Here is a 16,624-nt window from a genome sequence, read left to right as displayed (position 1 = left end):
TTAAGAAGATACCAGAACAGAAAAAGCCACACTGTTAAGCGTGGCTTTTTAAGATTAGATAAAGCGTCGCCAGTCTAACCAGCATCTTTTAATTTGCGGCGCAGTATTTTGCCTACCGATGACTTAGGGATCTCATCAACAAACAGAATATCTCTGGGCATTTTATAACCGGCCAGATTGTCTTTGCAGATCGCCAGAATAGCTTCTTCGCTGACATCCTCACTTTTACGCACCACAAACACTCTGACCTTTTCTCCCTGACGCTCATCAACCGCACCAACACAGGCAGCTTCCAGCACACCATCGTGCATACATACCGCATTTTCCACTTCATTAGGATAAACATTAAAGCCAGACACCAGAATCATGTCTTTTTTACGATCCACAATATGGTAATGACCGCGCTCATCTTTATAAGCCACATCGCCGGTTTTAAAATAGCCATCGTCGGTAAAGCTGGCTTTGTTGGCTTCTGGCTTGTTCCAGTAGCCACTCATTACCTGCGGGCCGCGAGCCGCCAGCTCGCCTTCTTCACCGTCGGGTACATCCCGGTCCATGTCATCCACAATGCGAATGCGGGTATGTTTAACCGGTTTGCCTATGCCGCCGTTTTCGGTAGCCAGGTTAATCGACAATACCGGTGAGGTTTCTGACAGTCCGTACCCTTCAAATACCGGCACGCCGGTTAGCGCCTGCCAGTTTGTGGCCGTAGAGGACAGCACCGCAGCACCGCCCCCCACAGATAATCGTAATGAAGAAAAATCCAGTTCCCGGAATGGCGGGTAGTTCAGCAGATTATTGAACAGGGTATTTACCCCGGTCAGCGCCGTGACCTGGTAGGCCTGCCACTGGGCCACAATGTGGTCGGCTTCTTTGGGGTTACTGATAAGCACATTTTTACCGCCGATAGAGAAAAACAGCATCAGGTTCGCGGTCAGCGCAAAGATATGATAAGCCGGCAATACTGTCATAATCACATTATCACCACCGGTGAGTGACGCCTCCAGCCGTTCGTAAGTCTGGCCGATATTGGCCATAATATTACTGTGCGACAGCACCGCACCTTTGGAGAACCCGGTTGTGCCCCCGGTGTACTGCAAAAAGACCGTATCTTCTGCAAGCACCTCCACCTGGGTGCAGGCTTGCCCCTGCACCTGTTGCATGGCCTCGCTCATCAGCGTGACCGGCTGCTCAATACCTTTACCGGCCGCTTGCTGATCTGTGCCAATGCATACCAGTTTACAGGCTGGCTTGTTGGTCAGTGCACTGGCCACGGTGGCGGTAGCGCTCTGGTCAAACACCAGTAAGCTCACATTAGCATCATCCAGCTGGTAGCTCAGCTCGCGGGCGGTATACTGCGGGTTAGTATTCACCTGCACAGCGCCAGCCCGCAAAATTCCCCACATGCTGACTAGAAAAGCAGGCGTATTGGGACTCATCAAGGCTACCCGATCCCCTTTTTTTATACCCTGCTGTTGCAAATACGCGCAAAACTGTTGCGACTGTTGTTGCAGTTCACGGTAGGTCAGTGTGGTATCCCGGTGGATGTAGCAAACCTGATCGGCGTACTTTTCTACTGACGCATCGAACATTTCAAGTAAAGTGGCGGCCTGCATAGTGGAAGGGATATCTGCCATATACGATCTCCTGCGTAAATTAAACATGTGTTTGATTTAATGACTATACAGTAAAATATTTGTTAATGAACGGGTACTTTTTATGATTGTTAAGCGTCGATTCACCGGCTTTATAGTGGCTCCTTCTATCAGCGGGGATTTGTATACGGCTTAATGCCAGACAAATCGCTGGCAGGCCTTATCCGCAAAAAGCTGGCAAAACGAGGTATACCGCGCCGGGTGACCCCGTAATGCTTAAAGGTGACCCAGGTGCCTATTTGAGGCGGTTGCCGCCGCTGCGCCAGGCTAAAGCCACTGCCCAGCCTGAACTGCACTCCGGTACGGGTTCTTACTACCAGTGCGCCCATCATACCGCTGAACTGGCCTTTCCCCGGCGTTATGGCTATTACCTGCGCTTCATCATCGCTGTAACGTTTCATCTTCAGTAATTGATGGTTTCGCCCGTCACGATAGCGAGCCAGACGATGGTGCAGCATCAGCCCTTCCCCACCTTGCTTTGCTACTTCATCGAGCTTTTGCTCGAGTTGCTGTTGCGTGCCTAGTCGCAACTGCGGTACTAGCTTCAGATAGGGGTTGCCTGCTTTTTCTATCAATCTCGCTATGTACTCAGCACGCTGGTAAAAAGGCGTATCAGGTTCTGGCCAGTCAAACACCATCATCGTTATGGTTTGCCAGCGCTTATCCGGTGTGTCAGACATCACCACCGAGGCAATAGTTTCAAACGCGCCTCGCGCCGACCATAGCTCACCATCCAGCGGCACAGCCGGCCAGTCAGCAGTAAACCAGGCGGGCGCATGAATTCGGTGACCATTACGGGTCAATAGCTCTTTGCCCGTCCAGCGAGCCCGAATGCCGTCGAGCTTTTCACTTACCAGGTAGTTTTGTATCTGTACAGGCTCGCTGAACACTGATGCCAGCTGCATTGGGCCGGTTTCAGCACGCGGGGCAGCGCCAGCACTGGCGCTTAGCAGCCCCAGAATAAACAATATATAGTAAGTGCAGGTCATGTACCCTCCTTGTAGCCACACAATAAGTGCTATGAACAATGACGGATACTGATCGAAAGACAGGTTTTACAATAAAAAGGCAGGCGCTACATACACAGCGCCTGCCTGATAACAACAACATTAGTTGGCGGGGTTATACGGCAGTGATGACTGGTGAGCCACAATACGCAAGTCACCTTCGTTATCTTTTACATAGGCAAATGTGTATTCCACTTTGGTCTCACCACCGCCAGTATCGGTAAAAAAGTAGTTGCCCATGGCCACAGCCATACGGCAGCTATTATTAATAATGCCCACATTATCAAACTTTACCTTGGTATAGGGTTTAATGGCAAAGCCCTTATCCTCGGCATAAGCTTCGTTGCCGCCCACAAAGTAAGACAGCGCAGCATCAAAGCTGGACCGAAACTGGTCGTTTGCCGCCAGCGTAGGCTTAAACAATACGCTGCTCAAATCATAGCCATACATCTGCTGAATAAAATCGCCGGCTTCTTTACTGTAATCGCCGCCATCGGTGTACACCTGCCCAATTCTGACAATACCGCTACCCCACATTTTCTGGGCGTTCACCACTTCACGCTCGGTTATACACTGGTCAGAATAAATCAGGGTGTTGTCGGCCATTGTGTGGGTTTGCGCCGCATCGTTAGAAACCTGCTGCGAGCGCTCATTAGTATCAGCCACTGCCGCACAGCCACTAACCAGCAACACCGCCGCCGCCACCGCACTTAACTGTAAAGCTTTTGTTTTATTACGCATGTTCATAGTAAGCCTCTTTATCGTCCAAAGGTGGAAGAACAATTTGAATAACCTTGAGACCAAGCATACCGATGCTGGATGAAAGAGACTTGTAGGGAACATTAAAAGAAGATTAACGCCGTCAGAACTTAGAAAAATAAAAACGCTTTTATTGCCCGGCTATTTTGTATAAAGAGTGTTACCTTGCTTAAAAGGTAGATGGTAGTCTGTAGTGATTCAGAACTATGCGCTGCAAGGAATGCAGCAGGAATTTTTTTTGAACAATACGATCAATTACTACAGCGAAAATGCCCAGCAATTTTTAACTCAATACGACTCTGTTGATGCTACCGAAGTTCATGCTAGCTGGTATCAACACCTCGCAAATTTACCCGTTGAATATGCATTAGATGTGGGAGCCGGTAGCGGACGCGACGCACGCTGGTTGGCTGAACAAGGCTGGCAGGTCACGGCGGTAGAGCCAGCCGAACAATTAAGGTTGTTGGCCAGTAAACTCCCCCATCCGCATATTCGGTGGTGTGATGCATCGCTACCGCATCTGGCTAACTTACCAGCCACTCCTCATCACTATTCGCTCATATTGCTTTCGGCGGTGTGGATGCATCTTCCTGACGCTCAGCGCGAGCCTGCCATGGCCGCACTAGCGAGCAAATTAGACTTACAAGGCACTTTAGTTATCAGCTTACGGTTTGGCCCGTCTGATCCAAAGCGGCCAATGTTCCCGGTATCAATAGAAGAAATACAGGAACTTGCAGCACAATTTAATTTAAAAATAACCAATGCTTCCAGCCGCAACATCGACCAGCTTAAGCGTAGCGATGTGCACTGGGAAACCGTATTACTTCAACACATGGAGTAGCTATGAGTGTGAGCCCTAAAAAAGGTGTTGCTGACTCCGCGCAACCTATTGATGCGGTAACCAAAACTTGCCCACTGCTTAGTGAGCCCCTCGGACGTGCATTGATTGAATGGCATACGACAAAACATAGCTTCACCGGAGACAATCTGCCGCTCATCAAAACCTCGCAACAAGCTCTAGAAAAGTTGCTGTACACAATTTTAATTCCAGTACAGAGAGTAATTGGACAACCAAAAATAACTTATGGATTTACCACATTTGAATTAAAGAAGTATATTCAGAAAAATGCACCGAAAGGTACCGCGCCTGAACTAGATCAGCACAGCGCATTTGAGGTAAACAGTAAGAACAATCAGATTTGCTCGCGAGGCGGTGCTGCATGTGATTTTTACGTAGATGAAATACCATCATCTAAAATTGTTTGCTTTATCGCACAAACACTGGAGTACGACCGAATCTATTTTTATGGAGATGATAAGCCAATTCATGTCAGTATCCATTTAACAGATTCATTGCGACACCTACAGATTATGAAGATGAGCCAAACAAATCGTAGATATCCTGGAGCAAAAGCTTACGGAGATAAAGCGATCCAACTTGCAGAGACTTTATAATGGACTCAGCCCTATTTAAAACACTGATAACAGAAGTAAAAGTGGGCAAAAATTTGCCTGACGCGATTTATATCCACGAAAATACTCTTGAGCATATTCCGGAAAAACTACGAAATATCATCTTAGCGGTTGGGAAAGCACTGAAAGTCCCTAGAGAAGACTGGAACTTGGTTAAGCTGTCTAAACGTCAGTTTTCATTAAGCCTACTTTCTTACCCTACTTTCGATACAGAGTCTTACCCCCCAATAAAGCAAAGCGTGACTGTAGACCTGCAAAAACTCACTCACAAGATTACTGATTACGCCAATTACGATAACCCTCCTATTCTTCATCGTAAAGAAACGATGGTTTTACCTAGTTATCGACATTATGAAGATTTTGTCCATATCACGCAGGAAGGTGAGCAGGCAGGCCTTTACGAGAAGCCTAGACACATTGGTTTTAAAGCGTCGTGGGAGGCTTTAATCCATTCTCATGGTTACGAACTAGTAGACGGTAGACTATTTCGTAACTCTGCACTACTTCAAAATTCGGATTCAACAAAAATAGAAAGAGACAAAACCGCTATAGCTCGGCATGATCTTTCTGCGCCGATGAAGTCATTAGCTAAACATGGTTATCTTGAAGGCGACTATTCTATCTTTGACTACGGTTGCGGTCGCGGCGATGACTTGAGAGAACTCGAGGCACACGGCCTGGATGCTCTTGGATGGGATCCCAACTTTCTTCCTGATGCAGACAAGGTTAATGCCGACATTGTTAATATTGGTTTTGTTATCAATGTTATTGAAGACAGGCATGAGCGAACTGAAGCACTGCAAGGTGCATGGCAACTTGCAGATAAACTCCTAGTCGTATCTGCTATGCTCGCAAATGAGAGCTACTTAGCACGATTCACGCCTTATAAAGACGGCATTATTACCAGCCGCAACACCTTCCAAAAGTACTACACGCAAAGTGAACTGAAAATGTTCATTGAGCTAAGTATTGAAGAAGAACCCATCGCAGTTGCCCCTGGAATTTACTTTGTTTTCAGGGATAAGCAACTCGAGCAGGCATTTTTGCAGCACCGACATAAGCGGCAGTATTCCTGGGAGCAAAAGGCGAAACCCGTAGACTTAGAAAAGGCTAAGACTCAACTTTTAGTAACCAAACATAGCGAACTCTTCGAAGCGTTTTGGAAACATTGCCTCTTACTTGCTAGGTGCCCTGCGAAAGATGAGTTTGAACGAACTGATGAGCTCATTGAGCTATTTGGCTCAATAAAAAAAGCTTTTCGCCTAACACAGGCTTATTTCGGTTCGGATGACCTTAATATTGCACGCCAAATGCGAACTGAGGACTTACTTGTCTATTTTGCTGTTGGCTTATTTGGTAAAAGAAAACCTTACACAAACTTACCAGAGCAGACAAAGAGAGACATCAAAACTTTCTTCGGAACCAACAAAAGTGCTCAAGCGCAGGCTACAGAGTTACTGTTTCAGATAGCCGATATACAACGAATAGAAGAAGAATGTTTGAAAGCTCATGCAAGTTTACCCAAAAGCGTACTGTCTGAAGAGCTTGGTCAGCCACACTCTTTAACGCTTCACAAACAATATCTAGACCTATTGTCTCCACTTCTACGCATATACATTAGCTCAGCGTTGCAGCTGTATGGCGAGCTCGAAGATATCCAGTTAATCAAAATACATATCACTTCGGGAAAACTTACCTTGTTAGGGTATGAAAATTTTGACAAAGCAGCAGCGCCGCGACTAAAAGAGCGTGTTAAGATAAAAATGGGAGAGCAAGATGTTGATTTTTTTGATTATATAGAAGAAAAAGACAATCTACGCCTTGAAAATAAAAATGAATTTATATCGTCACCTATTAAGGCTTAGTAATTTGAATAACTTCCTTAACAAAGAGCTAACCAGTAAATATATCGCGTTATTTAAATACACCACGACTTCATACAAGTTTCTGTTTCTGAAGTCTATATTAACAAGGGTGACCAACGGCGAAAGTATCCTTGATATAAATGAAATCGTGTTAGATATAATGGTAGAAGCTTGGTACCCTAATCAATATTTTAAACTTTCTTTTGGCTGTCAGGATAAAATTTCAACCCTTTTTGATAAAAATAACTTTGAGATTAACGAAAAAACACCTATAACCTCTCCTAAATTTTCAGAAATACTGCGTAAGCAAATTAAGAGCAAGATAGATCTTGAGCAACTTTCAAGCGCTCTTTCGCGTTATGTTAAATTTAGGCTTTTAACCCCATTTTTCACTAGCGAGCTACGAAGCAGGCCCGACTCCCAGAAAAACAAAATAATTCAAGAGAGTGCGTTAGTATATTATGAATCCCGAAGACCATTATATAAAATAGAAGCGTTTTCAAACAACATACATATACATCCGTGCTGGTGTGATTTCATTACTTCTCATAGTCCTCTACTATTGAGTTATCTACAAAAAGAGTGGGTGGAATTCCTACAAAAGAAAAACCCAACATACCAGCTATAGTATTTAAAACTCACCCTCCAATCGATAGACCCCCTCTCGATAGACAAAGGCAGTGCTGGATAGATATCCTAGAAAAGAAAAAGGTTAAATGTATATATAGTGATAAAACGCTAAGCCCAAAAGCATTATCTTTAGATCATTTCATTCCATGGTCATTTGTTTGTCATAACAAAGCATGGAATTTAGTTCCCACTTTAAAATCAATAAATAGTAGTAAAGGCAATCAACTTCCTTGCCTAGATACTTATCTTGAAAAGTTTATAGATACCCAGTTATTTTTGATGCAGCTTCACTTTGCAGAAGACTCAAGAAACTGGAAGCTTCTCCGCGAAGATTTAGCAGTAGACTTAAAGTTGGATCCTGGTGAGATCTACACATCGCCAAATCAATTTCGGGACAAACTGGCGTCTACTGTTATCTCCCAGCACACTCTGGCTCAGCAACTCGGTTTTCAGAACTGGAATCTACAACATTAATTTTTTACGTAAATAAGCATTTTGATGTTTACAATCCGGCGATTTTACGTAAAAATTTTACGTAAAATCGCCGGAGAGCTTATATGAATTTATTAGACAATGATTTTTGCTATTCCTTCCCTGCTGTGAGAGGCGTGCAGGCCGGAAGACCATTTTACATTGCAACTTGCCCTCTTCGTATCATACCGAAAATCTTCATTTACGATGAAGAAGAAGTACCTCCAGAGTTACGCGCTCAGCGCACACTGAATAAGACTCGAATTCCGGAGATGAGCAGGTATTTGGTTGATAACCCAGATGACTATGTTTTTTCAGCACTTACAGCATCTGTAGGCAGCGAAGTTTCATTTATAGAGCAAGAAAATGCGCCAAACATTGGCACGCTAAAAGTTTCTATGAATACGAGCATTCTAATCAACGATGGGCAACACCGCAGAGCGGCAATTGAAGAAGCAATCAAGCATAAGCCAGAGCTCGGTCAAGACAATATCGCAATTGTGTTTTACATTGATGAAGGGTTAAGCAGAAGCCAACAAATGTTTGCTGACTTAAACCAGCATGCAATCCGCCCTTCCTCATCGCTTTCAACACTTTACGATGATAGAGACCCAGGCGCGCGCGTAGCAAAATATCTTGCGAATAATGCCAAGCCATTTATTGGCTTTACCGAGATGGAAAAAGGAAGTATTCCAGTAAAGAGTAATAAGATTTTCGCTTTAAGTGCAGTTAAACACGCAACCAGAGCATTGTTAGGAAAAGGCCCAAAGGACGATATTTCAGACGACGAACAACAGTTCGCTTTGCAGTTCTGGAACTGCATTAATAATAATATGGTCGAATGGCAATTAGTGCGGGATAAAAAGCTTGCTGTCAGTGAGTTTCGTCAGGAATATTTGACGGCGCACGGTATCGCTCTTCAAGCCATTGCGATTGTTGGAAACCATCTTTTGGACTTTGCTGAAAAAGAAAGAATCGCAACGTTAGAAAAGCTTAACTCTATCAACTGGCGAAAATCTAATCCCGAATGGGTCAAACGCGCAATGATGCACGGCAAGCTGTCCAAAGCTAGCTCAAATATATTTCTCACAGCACTAGAAATTAAACGCCAATTGGGACTTGAGTTATCTCAAGATGACCTTCAAAAAGAAAAAGACTTATTAGATTCATGACATTAGCCAAGCAATTTGATCTCGAAGACTATATTGAGTTCATCGATCAGGAAGAGTTTTCAGGTCTTCCACTCAAAGACTACGTAGCCAACGTACAGCGCGTTTATTTACAAGACACTAGACCATGGGTTATTGGCTACAGTGGGGGTAAAGACTCCTCTGCTGTAATGGTACTTGTTTACTTAGCACTATTAGGCTTAAAGCCTGAAGAGCGCCACAAACACGTGTTTGTCGTTGCATCTGATACACTGGTTGAGACACCTATTGTAGTAAACCACGTAAACCGCTCTCTTGAAGCAATTCAGCGCGGCGCCGCTCGCGATAAGTTACCCATCACTTCGCATAAAGTCGTTCCCAAAACGAAAGAAACTTTTTGGTCGAATCTTCTTGGTAAAGGCTACCCTGCACCTACCCGTAATTTCCGCTGGTGCACTGAGCGAATGAAGATAGACCCTGTAAGTACTTTTATTACCGACAAAGTAAATCAGTATGATGAAGTTATTGTAGTTCTTGGGTCTAGGTCGCAAGAAAGTGCTTCACGTGCACAAGTCATCGCTAAACACAAAATTGATGGCTCAGACTTGGCGAAGCACACTACGCTATCAAATGCTTTCATTTACACGCCAATTGATATGTGGGCGGTAGATGATGTCTGGAAAATTCTTCGCTTTTGTCACTTAGAGCAGCAAGACACGCCTTACGGCATGAAGAATAAATGGTTCGACAAGTACGACCTTGAATGGGAAACGCCATGGGGTGGTAAAAACCTTGTTTTATGGAACCTTTATAAAGACTCTTCTGGGCAGGGCGAATGCCCTATGGTTATTGATGAAACGACACCCTCTTGCGGTAATTCTCGCTTTGGCTGCTGGACCTGCACCGTTGTCACAAAAGACCGAGCAATGGAAAGCCTAGTGCAAAATGGTGAAACGTGGATGCTCCCTTTACTTAAGTACAGGAATATATTGTCACGAAGCACCTCCCCAAAGCTTAAAAAGAAATATCGCAGCCATATTAGAAGAGACGGTAGGTTAGCGTTTAAAACGCTTCGAGAAGATGGCGAGAAAATCTTAACCGACGATTACACTACAGGCCCATATAAGCTGAAGTATCGTAAACTAGCCTTAAAGTTACTTTTGAATATTCAAAAGCAGCTAGCAGATTCGGGTAGAGACGTAGAGCTTATTACTGTGCCTGAGTTACACGCGGTACGTCATGAGTGGTTAAACGACCCTAATGAGCCTGATTGGGACGATGATTTACCTATTATTTTCAACGAGGTCTTTGGTTACGATCTTGAGTGGTCGGTCGATGATACCAACCAGTTTAGTAGAGAAGATGCTGCGCTGATAACCGAAATAGCACCGGAATACGGTGTTTCACCTCAGCTAATTAAAAAGCTAATAGATTTAGAGATTTCAATGTCTGGGCTTTCTCGACGCACTGGTATCTATAAAAAAATAGGAAGGCTTGTCCAGCAAGACTGGGATTCAGCCGAAGAAATTATTAAACAGAATAAAGACAGTAGGCAAAATCAAATTAATCAGTCTAAAGAAGTACAAGACTACGAAGCAGAGTTGGCCGCAATTACAGCATCTTTGAATAAGGAGATGCAGATATGATTTTTAAAAAGCTAATCATGCAGAACTTTAGAGTGTTCAATGGCAAACACTCCCTTGATTTACAACCTAAAAAAGATGGCCTGCTATCTAAGCCAATTATTCTGTTCGGCGGTTTAAATGGTGCAGGTAAAACATCTATTCTTACTGCCATACGCCTGCTTTTATTGGGAAGACGCGCACTTAGTTTTATTCCAAATAATAAAGAATATGCAGACTACCTTTCACAGCAGTTAAATAACAAAGCAAAGAAAGAAGATAACTCGGCAAAAGCATCAATTAGCCTGGAGTTTACACACACTCATCAAGGCAAACACGGCGTATTTACTATCAATCGTACTTGGGGCGTTGATGGTAAAGAAAAGATAAGCTTTGAACACGCAGACGAAAATTCAAACTTAACCTCAGAACAAATTCAGACAATTATTTCCGAGATGATTCCTCCGGGCATTGGAGACTTGTTCTTTTTTGACGGTGAGAAAATTGCAGAACTAGCTGAAGATGATACCGGAGTTTACCTTAAAGAAGCTGTTCAAAAGCTACTAGGCTTGGATATTATAGAAAGGCTGAATATTGATTTGGATATATACCTTAATAAAGAAAGTGAAGGTAAAGCTTCAGCCACTATCCAAAAAGAAATTACTGACCTTCAAAAGCAGAAAGAAAGCTTTAAAGTAGAAGCCGACGCCTACAAAGAGCAAGCGAATGAACTTTACCCGAAGATCACCAGCCTTCGCTTCGAAATGAGTCAAATCGAAAAAAGCATTCAAGAACGCGGTGGTGCTTTTGCTATCACAAGAGACGAAGAAAAAGGCAAACAAAAGTCGCTAGAACGTGAAATAGATACCATCAAGGGTAAAGTACTCCACGAACTAGATGGTGCGTTTCCTTTGTCTTTAGCGCCAAACGCCGTAAACAGGCTGTTCCAACAACTTGCTCAAGAAAAAGAGCTCAAAGCAAAACAATCTTTTAACGAGCAATTTCTGGCACAAACTGAAAAGCTTGCGACTGAATTGTCAGCAGCCCTGGAGGCAGATGGGGCGCAGGTTAATGAACTACTTAAAGCCTATATAGTAACTAATGGTGGTATCAGAGCTGAAAGCACCATAAGCCTGGATATCTCTGATAGGGAATTCCACCAGCTTGAAAGCTTACGTGACGATGCAAATGAATCAAAAGCTAAGCTGGGAAACACGCTTTCAGAATTAACGGCAGCCGAATCAGTTTTAGACTCACTGACACTCAGAATTCAAAGAGCACCTGACGAAAAAGAACTGGTTAGTCTTTATGAACGCTTACGAGAATTAGACAAAGCAGTGGCGAAAGAAAAAGAGGTCTACAAAGACGTACTTCAAAAAGCGCAAAAATCCATGACTAAAGCTTTAGAATCAGCTAAAAGACTGGAAAAGCTGTTTAACCAGCAAAAAAATGAAAAGTCGTTACAAAAGGCCGTTGCACGAGTAAGCTCGACACAAGGAGCGTTACAGGAATTTTCGAAGAAGCTAACGCAGCTAAGAGTTGCTCAACTTGAAGACCTGTTTGCATTGGCCTACCGAAAGCTTGCTAGAAAAGAAGATTTGAAGCTGACAGCTAAGATAAATCCAGAAACTTTCGATGTAGCGTTGGTCGACCTCGACGGAATGGAAATTAATAGAAAGTCACTTTCTGCTGGCGAAAAACAGATTTTTGCGTTCGCTATACTAGAAGCGCTGGGCAAATTATCAGGGAAAGTACTACCGGTTGTTGTCGATACTCCACTTGGCAGGCTCGACTCTAAGCATAGAGACAAGCTAATAAAGCACTATTTCCCAGAAGCGGGAGAGCAAGTCATTCTCTTGTCTACAGATACCGAAGTCGATGCAGATTTCTACTCCATTTTACAGCCTGAAGTGTCGCATGCGTTTGAAATTAACTTTGACGAAACCACACGCTGTTCTTCAGTAACTGAAGGTTACTTCTGGGAAAATCAAAAAGCGGAGATTGCCTAATGCTACCTAATAGAATGCAATTATCACGTACTGTAGAAGAGCAACTTAAAAAATTGAAAGGCTACACGGGAGTAACCCCAAATGTATCTGCGCGTATCGCTTTTTTCCGTTCGATAGAGTCTGATTTCCGATATAACCCAGCGACAGAATACGCTACTAACGGTAGCCTCACACTGGACAAAATTACTTGGTTAGGACGAACCCAAGAGGTAACCGAACTTTTGTTAAAGCATACCTACCCTGATCTAGAAGGTAAGCAGCTTCAACAAGCTTGGGCTGCTCATGTGGAGCATGGGATAGCGTCTCTACGAAACCAAAAAAATATTTTAAAACTGGCCGCCAACTTACTTTAGCAAAGCATAATTTTTGGTAAGGCCTGAGATTTCCCGACACTTTTTATGGTAAAAATGTAACTTGTACCATAAGAGGTAAATCATGAGCAAAGGCATCCGTTTTTCGGACGAATTTAAGCAAGAAGCAGTTAATCAAGTTGTTGTGCATGGCTACAGCGTTGCCGATGTTGCTGGGCGGTTGAACATCAGCACCAAGAGTATTTATGGCTGGATGAGGACATTTTCTAAGCCGACGAAGCAACGTAAAGATGATGAGGACCTTAGAGCTGAAGTCGCCAGGCTTAAGCGTGAATTAAAGCGAACCCAGCAGGAAAGGGACATATTAAAGGAAGCCGCGGTGTTCTTTGCCGGCGAGTCAAAGAACGGTACCCGTTCGTAAAATCTCGTAGTACGGATTATCCGGTGAGACTGTTGTGCCAGGCATTAGAAATTCATCCTAGTGGCTATTATGACTGGCTACAACAGCCCGAGAGTAAGCGAGAAGAGGAAGACAAGCGTTTACTGGGTTCGATAAAGCAATTCTGGCTCGAAAGCGGTGGTCATCATGGCTACCGTAATCTGCACCTGGATTTACTGGAAGCGAAGATACCGTGTGGCCGTGATCGTGTGCTCAGATTAATGCAGCAAGCGAATATTAAAGCGCAAAGAGGCTGCCGCGCTCCCAAAGGCCGCTATGGTGGTAAGCCAGATGTGGTTGCAGCCAATAAGCTAAATCGTGAGTTTACAGTCTCAGTACCCAATCAGTGGTGGGTAAGCGACATTACTTACATTCATACACATGAAGGCTTTTTGTTTCTAGCGGTTGTTATGGACTTATACGCCCGCAACATCGTTGGGTGGCCGATGAGTGAGCGAATGACTGAAGAGCTGGTTATGGACGCGCTCACAGCGGCATATTGGCGTAGAAAACCAGATAACACTGTTTATCTTCATTCTGACCAAGGCTCACAATACAGCAGCCGTAGCTACAGAAAGTTACTTGGTTCACTCGATATTGAACCAAGCATGAGTCGGCGTGGAAACTGTTGGGATAATGCAGTAGCAGAAAGCTTCTTCAGCAATCTGAAGAAAGAGAAGATCAGGCGAATTAAATATAAAACCAGAGATGATGCTCGCCAGGCGATGTTCCATTACATCGAAATGTTCTACAATCCCAAACGTCGACATACCAGCAACGGTCGGTTGTCTCCAACAGAATATGACCGGCAGTATTTTAGGAATATGGAAAGTGTCTAGAATATTCAGGCCTTACCAGTGGCCCTGACGTAGTTGTTTATAGAGTTTACCACCGCGTAATTTATCAAGCCTGACATATCCATAAATCCATTCGTGACTCACGTGATGACCGATAATTTTGCCTACTCCAGCTATCTGCTCAGGACTCCATTTCTCGTTAATTCCGAACTCAACAAAGGTAATCGTCAGCTCAGATATTCTACGCTTTGCGGCCTGACACCGTCGCTTTAAAGCCTTCGCCTGAGCGACTTCCGGCAAATAGTGGTTATCCCGAATTCGATTACGATTTACTTCTCTACTGATGGTGCTGTGGCTCACGTTCAGACGCTTTCCGATCTTCCGATAACTGAAACCCTCGCGTAAGTAGGCCTCGATCTGGTATCGTTGTCCCTCGATCAACTGCTTGTAACTCATGGTAACTACTCTTGTTTTTTGGCGATTACAGAGTACCACCAACAGGCAGTTGATCTCTCCTCACCGTTTAACCATGAGTGGTGCACTTATTATCTGAATCCGGGAACTCGCGAGAACTAAATATGACTTGGGCTTTTCATGTTAAGGATGGAAGTTAATCTCTGAAGAATTGTAAGAATATTCTTGAATTTTCCGCGCAACTATAAATTGATATTGTCAACAGTAAGGCAAACTAAAAGTTTGCCTTACTGATCGCTGAAAATGTGTGTACACCACCTAACGACTTGAATTTATTAAAGCTTGGATTTTATCAGCATCATCTTCATTTTTCAGGTCACTGGGAGATATTAAATTTGTAGCGATATACAAGGTATTTGTTATTCGGGATCTACCAATTCCAGAAGCAGTAAAATAGTCATTTTTGAAGTCTACATTCCAAACTGGAAAACAAAAACTCTCAAACTCAGTTTTTTTAAATGGCTTACTGCTAGAAATCAAGTAGCGTTTCAGCAATGAAAATAAGGACTGAACTCCAATTGTTTTATAAAGGTACGAGCTTTTATCAAATCGTGAACTATCAAAGACCACATCAACGAAATCAAAAATAACTCTTTCTATCTCGTCATCATTTCCTTTGATGTACTCCTCGCGTAATGGAATTTTATGATTAGATTCCAGCTGCAGTCGTCCTTTTTTATTTCTATAATGAAGTATTACATCTCTGTCTTTTTTAGGGTTGCTAGTGATTAGAGACAAAATAGAGTCAACTAAAGCAGCCAAAGATAAAAAACCATTGTCACTCTCTGAATACTGAGCGCCTAACAAAATTTTGTGATAAAGCTTACTTTTATTATTGGTAATATACTCAATATTGTCATCGAAATTAAGTTTCCTAACTAAGGAGACCGCTAACTTCTCTGGAGACCAAAGAACACGATCTTCGTCATCAGACCCGAATCCATATAGCTCATAAGCTAAACTTCTAGGTACTTTCTTTTGATTACCATTAATAGAAGCAAATAGGTAAGCTTGATAGGGAAGGGGTAAGTCCAAATAGGCAGCAACTAATAATTCAATATTTTTCCTATCAGAGAGCAGACATCCAGCTAATCTGTGTTGACCATCAATAATTGATGCAAGCTTCTTTTTTGACGGAATAACAACTTTACAGACTCCGTTATCGTCTTCAGTTGCGTACCAACGTTCATCTTCTTTAGTTAGACGACCATCTTCAGACATGTTTGCGCCTAGAACGATAGAATTTGGAATAGCACACTCAACGGAATTGACAAACCTGGCTATCTCTTCTTCCCTACGATCATCCAAATCACGTTGAGTTCCAGTGATAGGAGAAAACACGTTATTAAGGTAGCCACTCTTTTTATATTTTGCTCTAGAAGAATATGATACTGACTCTAAATCTGAAGCATTCATTTTAAAGACATAAAATGTTCCTAGTGGTTGATTAAATTTTATTGCAGGAATTTCAAAAACATTAGTCATAACTTTCTCCAAGAGAACTTACTGGTTTACTATCGTCGTAGTCATCTATGGAAATAAAGTGCCATAACCAAACCAAAATATTAAGAGTGATAGCAATATCCAGCATATCGAAACACCAAAATATGATCGATAAATCTTCTCCGTCTAACTTTGTTGTTAGTGACTTTCCGTAAAACAAACCGCTTAAAATCCCTAAAAATAAAATAAATATAGTATTTAATAACTTATAGTTATCTCGACTCTCAGATAGAATACTTCTTCTGATTATTATTGCCGCAATTGACCCTATACCGAACGTAAACCAAGCAGCAGGTTCTAGATATTCTGTATAACCGGTCCACTTAAACCAAACTGGCCACCAAATTCCTAGCATTGACAGCGGAATTATAAGTAAGCATTCCGCCCAAAAAACACCATCTTTTAATGCTAACCAGGTACGCTTAATTTGTACAAGCAAATAAGACACTTACATTTTCCTT

Annotated in this window: 14 protein-coding genes and 1 pseudogene; 9 read left to right on the top strand and 6 right to left on the bottom strand. The window is 43.0% G+C overall.

The genetic code is table 11. From position 1 onward, the window contains the following. Window positions 1-74: 74 nt before the first annotated feature. From EZV72_RS00625 to EZV72_RS00615, 3 genes are all read right to left on the bottom strand, one after another. Window positions 75-1,637, bottom strand: coding sequence for an AMP-binding protein (locus EZV72_RS00625; RefSeq protein ID WP_175405016.1), 1,563 nt, complete (start codon window positions 1,635-1,637; stop codon window positions 75-77). 128 nt (window positions 1,638-1,765) lie between these two features. Then, complete coding sequence (locus EZV72_RS00620; protein ID WP_137165426.1) at window positions 1,766-2,644, bottom strand: DNA ligase; 879 nt, start codon at window positions 2,642-2,644, stop codon at window positions 1,766-1,768. 120 nt (window positions 2,645-2,764) lie between these two features. Then, window positions 2,765-3,403: a phosphoribosyl-AMP cyclohydrolase gene (locus EZV72_RS00615; RefSeq protein ID WP_137165425.1), complete on the bottom strand. Its 639-nt coding sequence runs from the start codon at window positions 3,401-3,403 to the stop codon at window positions 2,765-2,767. A gap of 211 nt (window positions 3,404-3,614) precedes the next feature. On the opposite strand from EZV72_RS00615, the gene EZV72_RS00610 reads away from it, so the two are divergent. The 9 genes from EZV72_RS00610 (at window position 3,615) to EZV72_RS00570 (ending at window position 14,228) form a co-directional block, all read left to right on the top strand. After that, window positions 3,615-4,262, top strand: a complete 648-nt coding sequence (locus EZV72_RS00610; RefSeq protein WP_232364474.1) for a class I SAM-dependent methyltransferase — start codon at window positions 3,615-3,617, stop codon at window positions 4,260-4,262. Window positions 4,263-4,264: 2 nt separating this feature from the next. Then, on the top strand, window positions 4,265-4,876 hold the full coding sequence (locus tag EZV72_RS00605) for a hypothetical protein (protein WP_137165424.1): 612 nt from the start codon (window positions 4,265-4,267) through the stop codon (window positions 4,874-4,876). After that, the gene (locus EZV72_RS00600; protein WP_137165423.1) at window positions 4,876-6,759 is read left to right on the top strand and encodes a DNA phosphorothioation-associated putative methyltransferase; all 1,884 of its coding nucleotides are present in this window, start codon (window positions 4,876-4,878) and stop codon (window positions 6,757-6,759) included. The genes EZV72_RS00605 and EZV72_RS00600 overlap by 1 nt, the downstream gene beginning before the upstream one ends. A 582-nt stretch (window positions 6,760-7,341) precedes the next feature. Continuing rightward, a complete protein-coding gene (locus EZV72_RS00595) occupies window positions 7,342-7,863 on the top strand; it encodes an HNH endonuclease domain-containing protein (RefSeq protein ID WP_175405014.1) in 522 nt (173 codons plus the stop codon). Between the two features lie 83 nt (window positions 7,864-7,946). Then, window positions 7,947-9,032: a DNA sulfur modification protein DndB gene (gene dndB / locus EZV72_RS00590; protein WP_137165421.1), complete on the top strand. Its 1,086-nt coding sequence runs from the start codon at window positions 7,947-7,949 to the stop codon at window positions 9,030-9,032. Next, the gene (locus EZV72_RS00585) at window positions 9,029-10,654 is read left to right on the top strand and encodes a DNA phosphorothioation system sulfurtransferase DndC (protein ID WP_137165420.1); all 1,626 of its coding nucleotides are present in this window, start codon (window positions 9,029-9,031) and stop codon (window positions 10,652-10,654) included. The genes dndB and EZV72_RS00585 overlap by 4 nt, the downstream gene beginning before the upstream one ends. Next, on the top strand, window positions 10,651-12,639 hold the full coding sequence (gene dndD, locus EZV72_RS00580; protein WP_137165419.1) for a DNA sulfur modification protein DndD: 1,989 nt from the start codon (window positions 10,651-10,653) through the stop codon (window positions 12,637-12,639). Before EZV72_RS00585 ends, dndD begins: the two co-directional genes overlap by 4 nt. Next, window positions 12,639-12,992, top strand: a complete 354-nt coding sequence (gene dndE, locus EZV72_RS00575; protein ID WP_137165418.1) for a DNA sulfur modification protein DndE — start codon at window positions 12,639-12,641, stop codon at window positions 12,990-12,992. Before dndD ends, dndE begins: the two co-directional genes overlap by 1 nt. 82 nt (window positions 12,993-13,074) lie before the next feature. Continuing rightward, window positions 13,075-14,228, top strand: a protein-coding gene (locus EZV72_RS00570) for an IS3 family transposase (RefSeq protein ID WP_137165417.1) whose coding sequence is annotated in 2 segments (ribosomal slippage) — window positions 13,075-13,324 and window positions 13,324-14,228 — 1,155 coding nt in all. Because the reading frame shifts where the segments join, the coding sequence is not laid out codon by codon here. Between the two features lie 18 nt (window positions 14,229-14,246). Here the strand turns inward: EZV72_RS00570 and EZV72_RS00565 are convergent. From EZV72_RS00565 to EZV72_RS00555, 3 genes and pseudogenes are all read right to left on the bottom strand, one after another. Next, a pseudogene (locus EZV72_RS00565) lies at window positions 14,247-14,642 on the bottom strand (transposase); the annotation flags it as partial. A gap of 276 nt (window positions 14,643-14,918) precedes the next feature. Continuing rightward, window positions 14,919-16,145 (bottom strand): DGQHR domain-containing protein, encoded by a 1,227-nt coding sequence (locus EZV72_RS00560; protein WP_137165416.1) that lies wholly within the window; start codon window positions 16,143-16,145, stop codon window positions 14,919-14,921. Beyond that, entirely contained in the window at window positions 16,138-16,611 is a 474-nt protein-coding gene (locus tag EZV72_RS00555) for a hypothetical protein (RefSeq protein ID WP_137165415.1), read from the bottom strand. Before EZV72_RS00555 ends, EZV72_RS00560 begins: the two co-directional genes overlap by 8 nt. Between the last annotated feature and the right edge of the window lie 13 nt (window positions 16,612-16,624).

Source organism: Salinimonas lutimaris (assembly GCF_005222225.1).
Taxonomy (GTDB): Bacteria; Pseudomonadota; Gammaproteobacteria; order Enterobacterales; family Alteromonadaceae; genus Alteromonas; species Alteromonas lutimaris.
The sequence above is the reverse complement of the archived record's forward strand: the minus strand, read 5'-3'. Positions and strand labels throughout refer to the sequence as shown.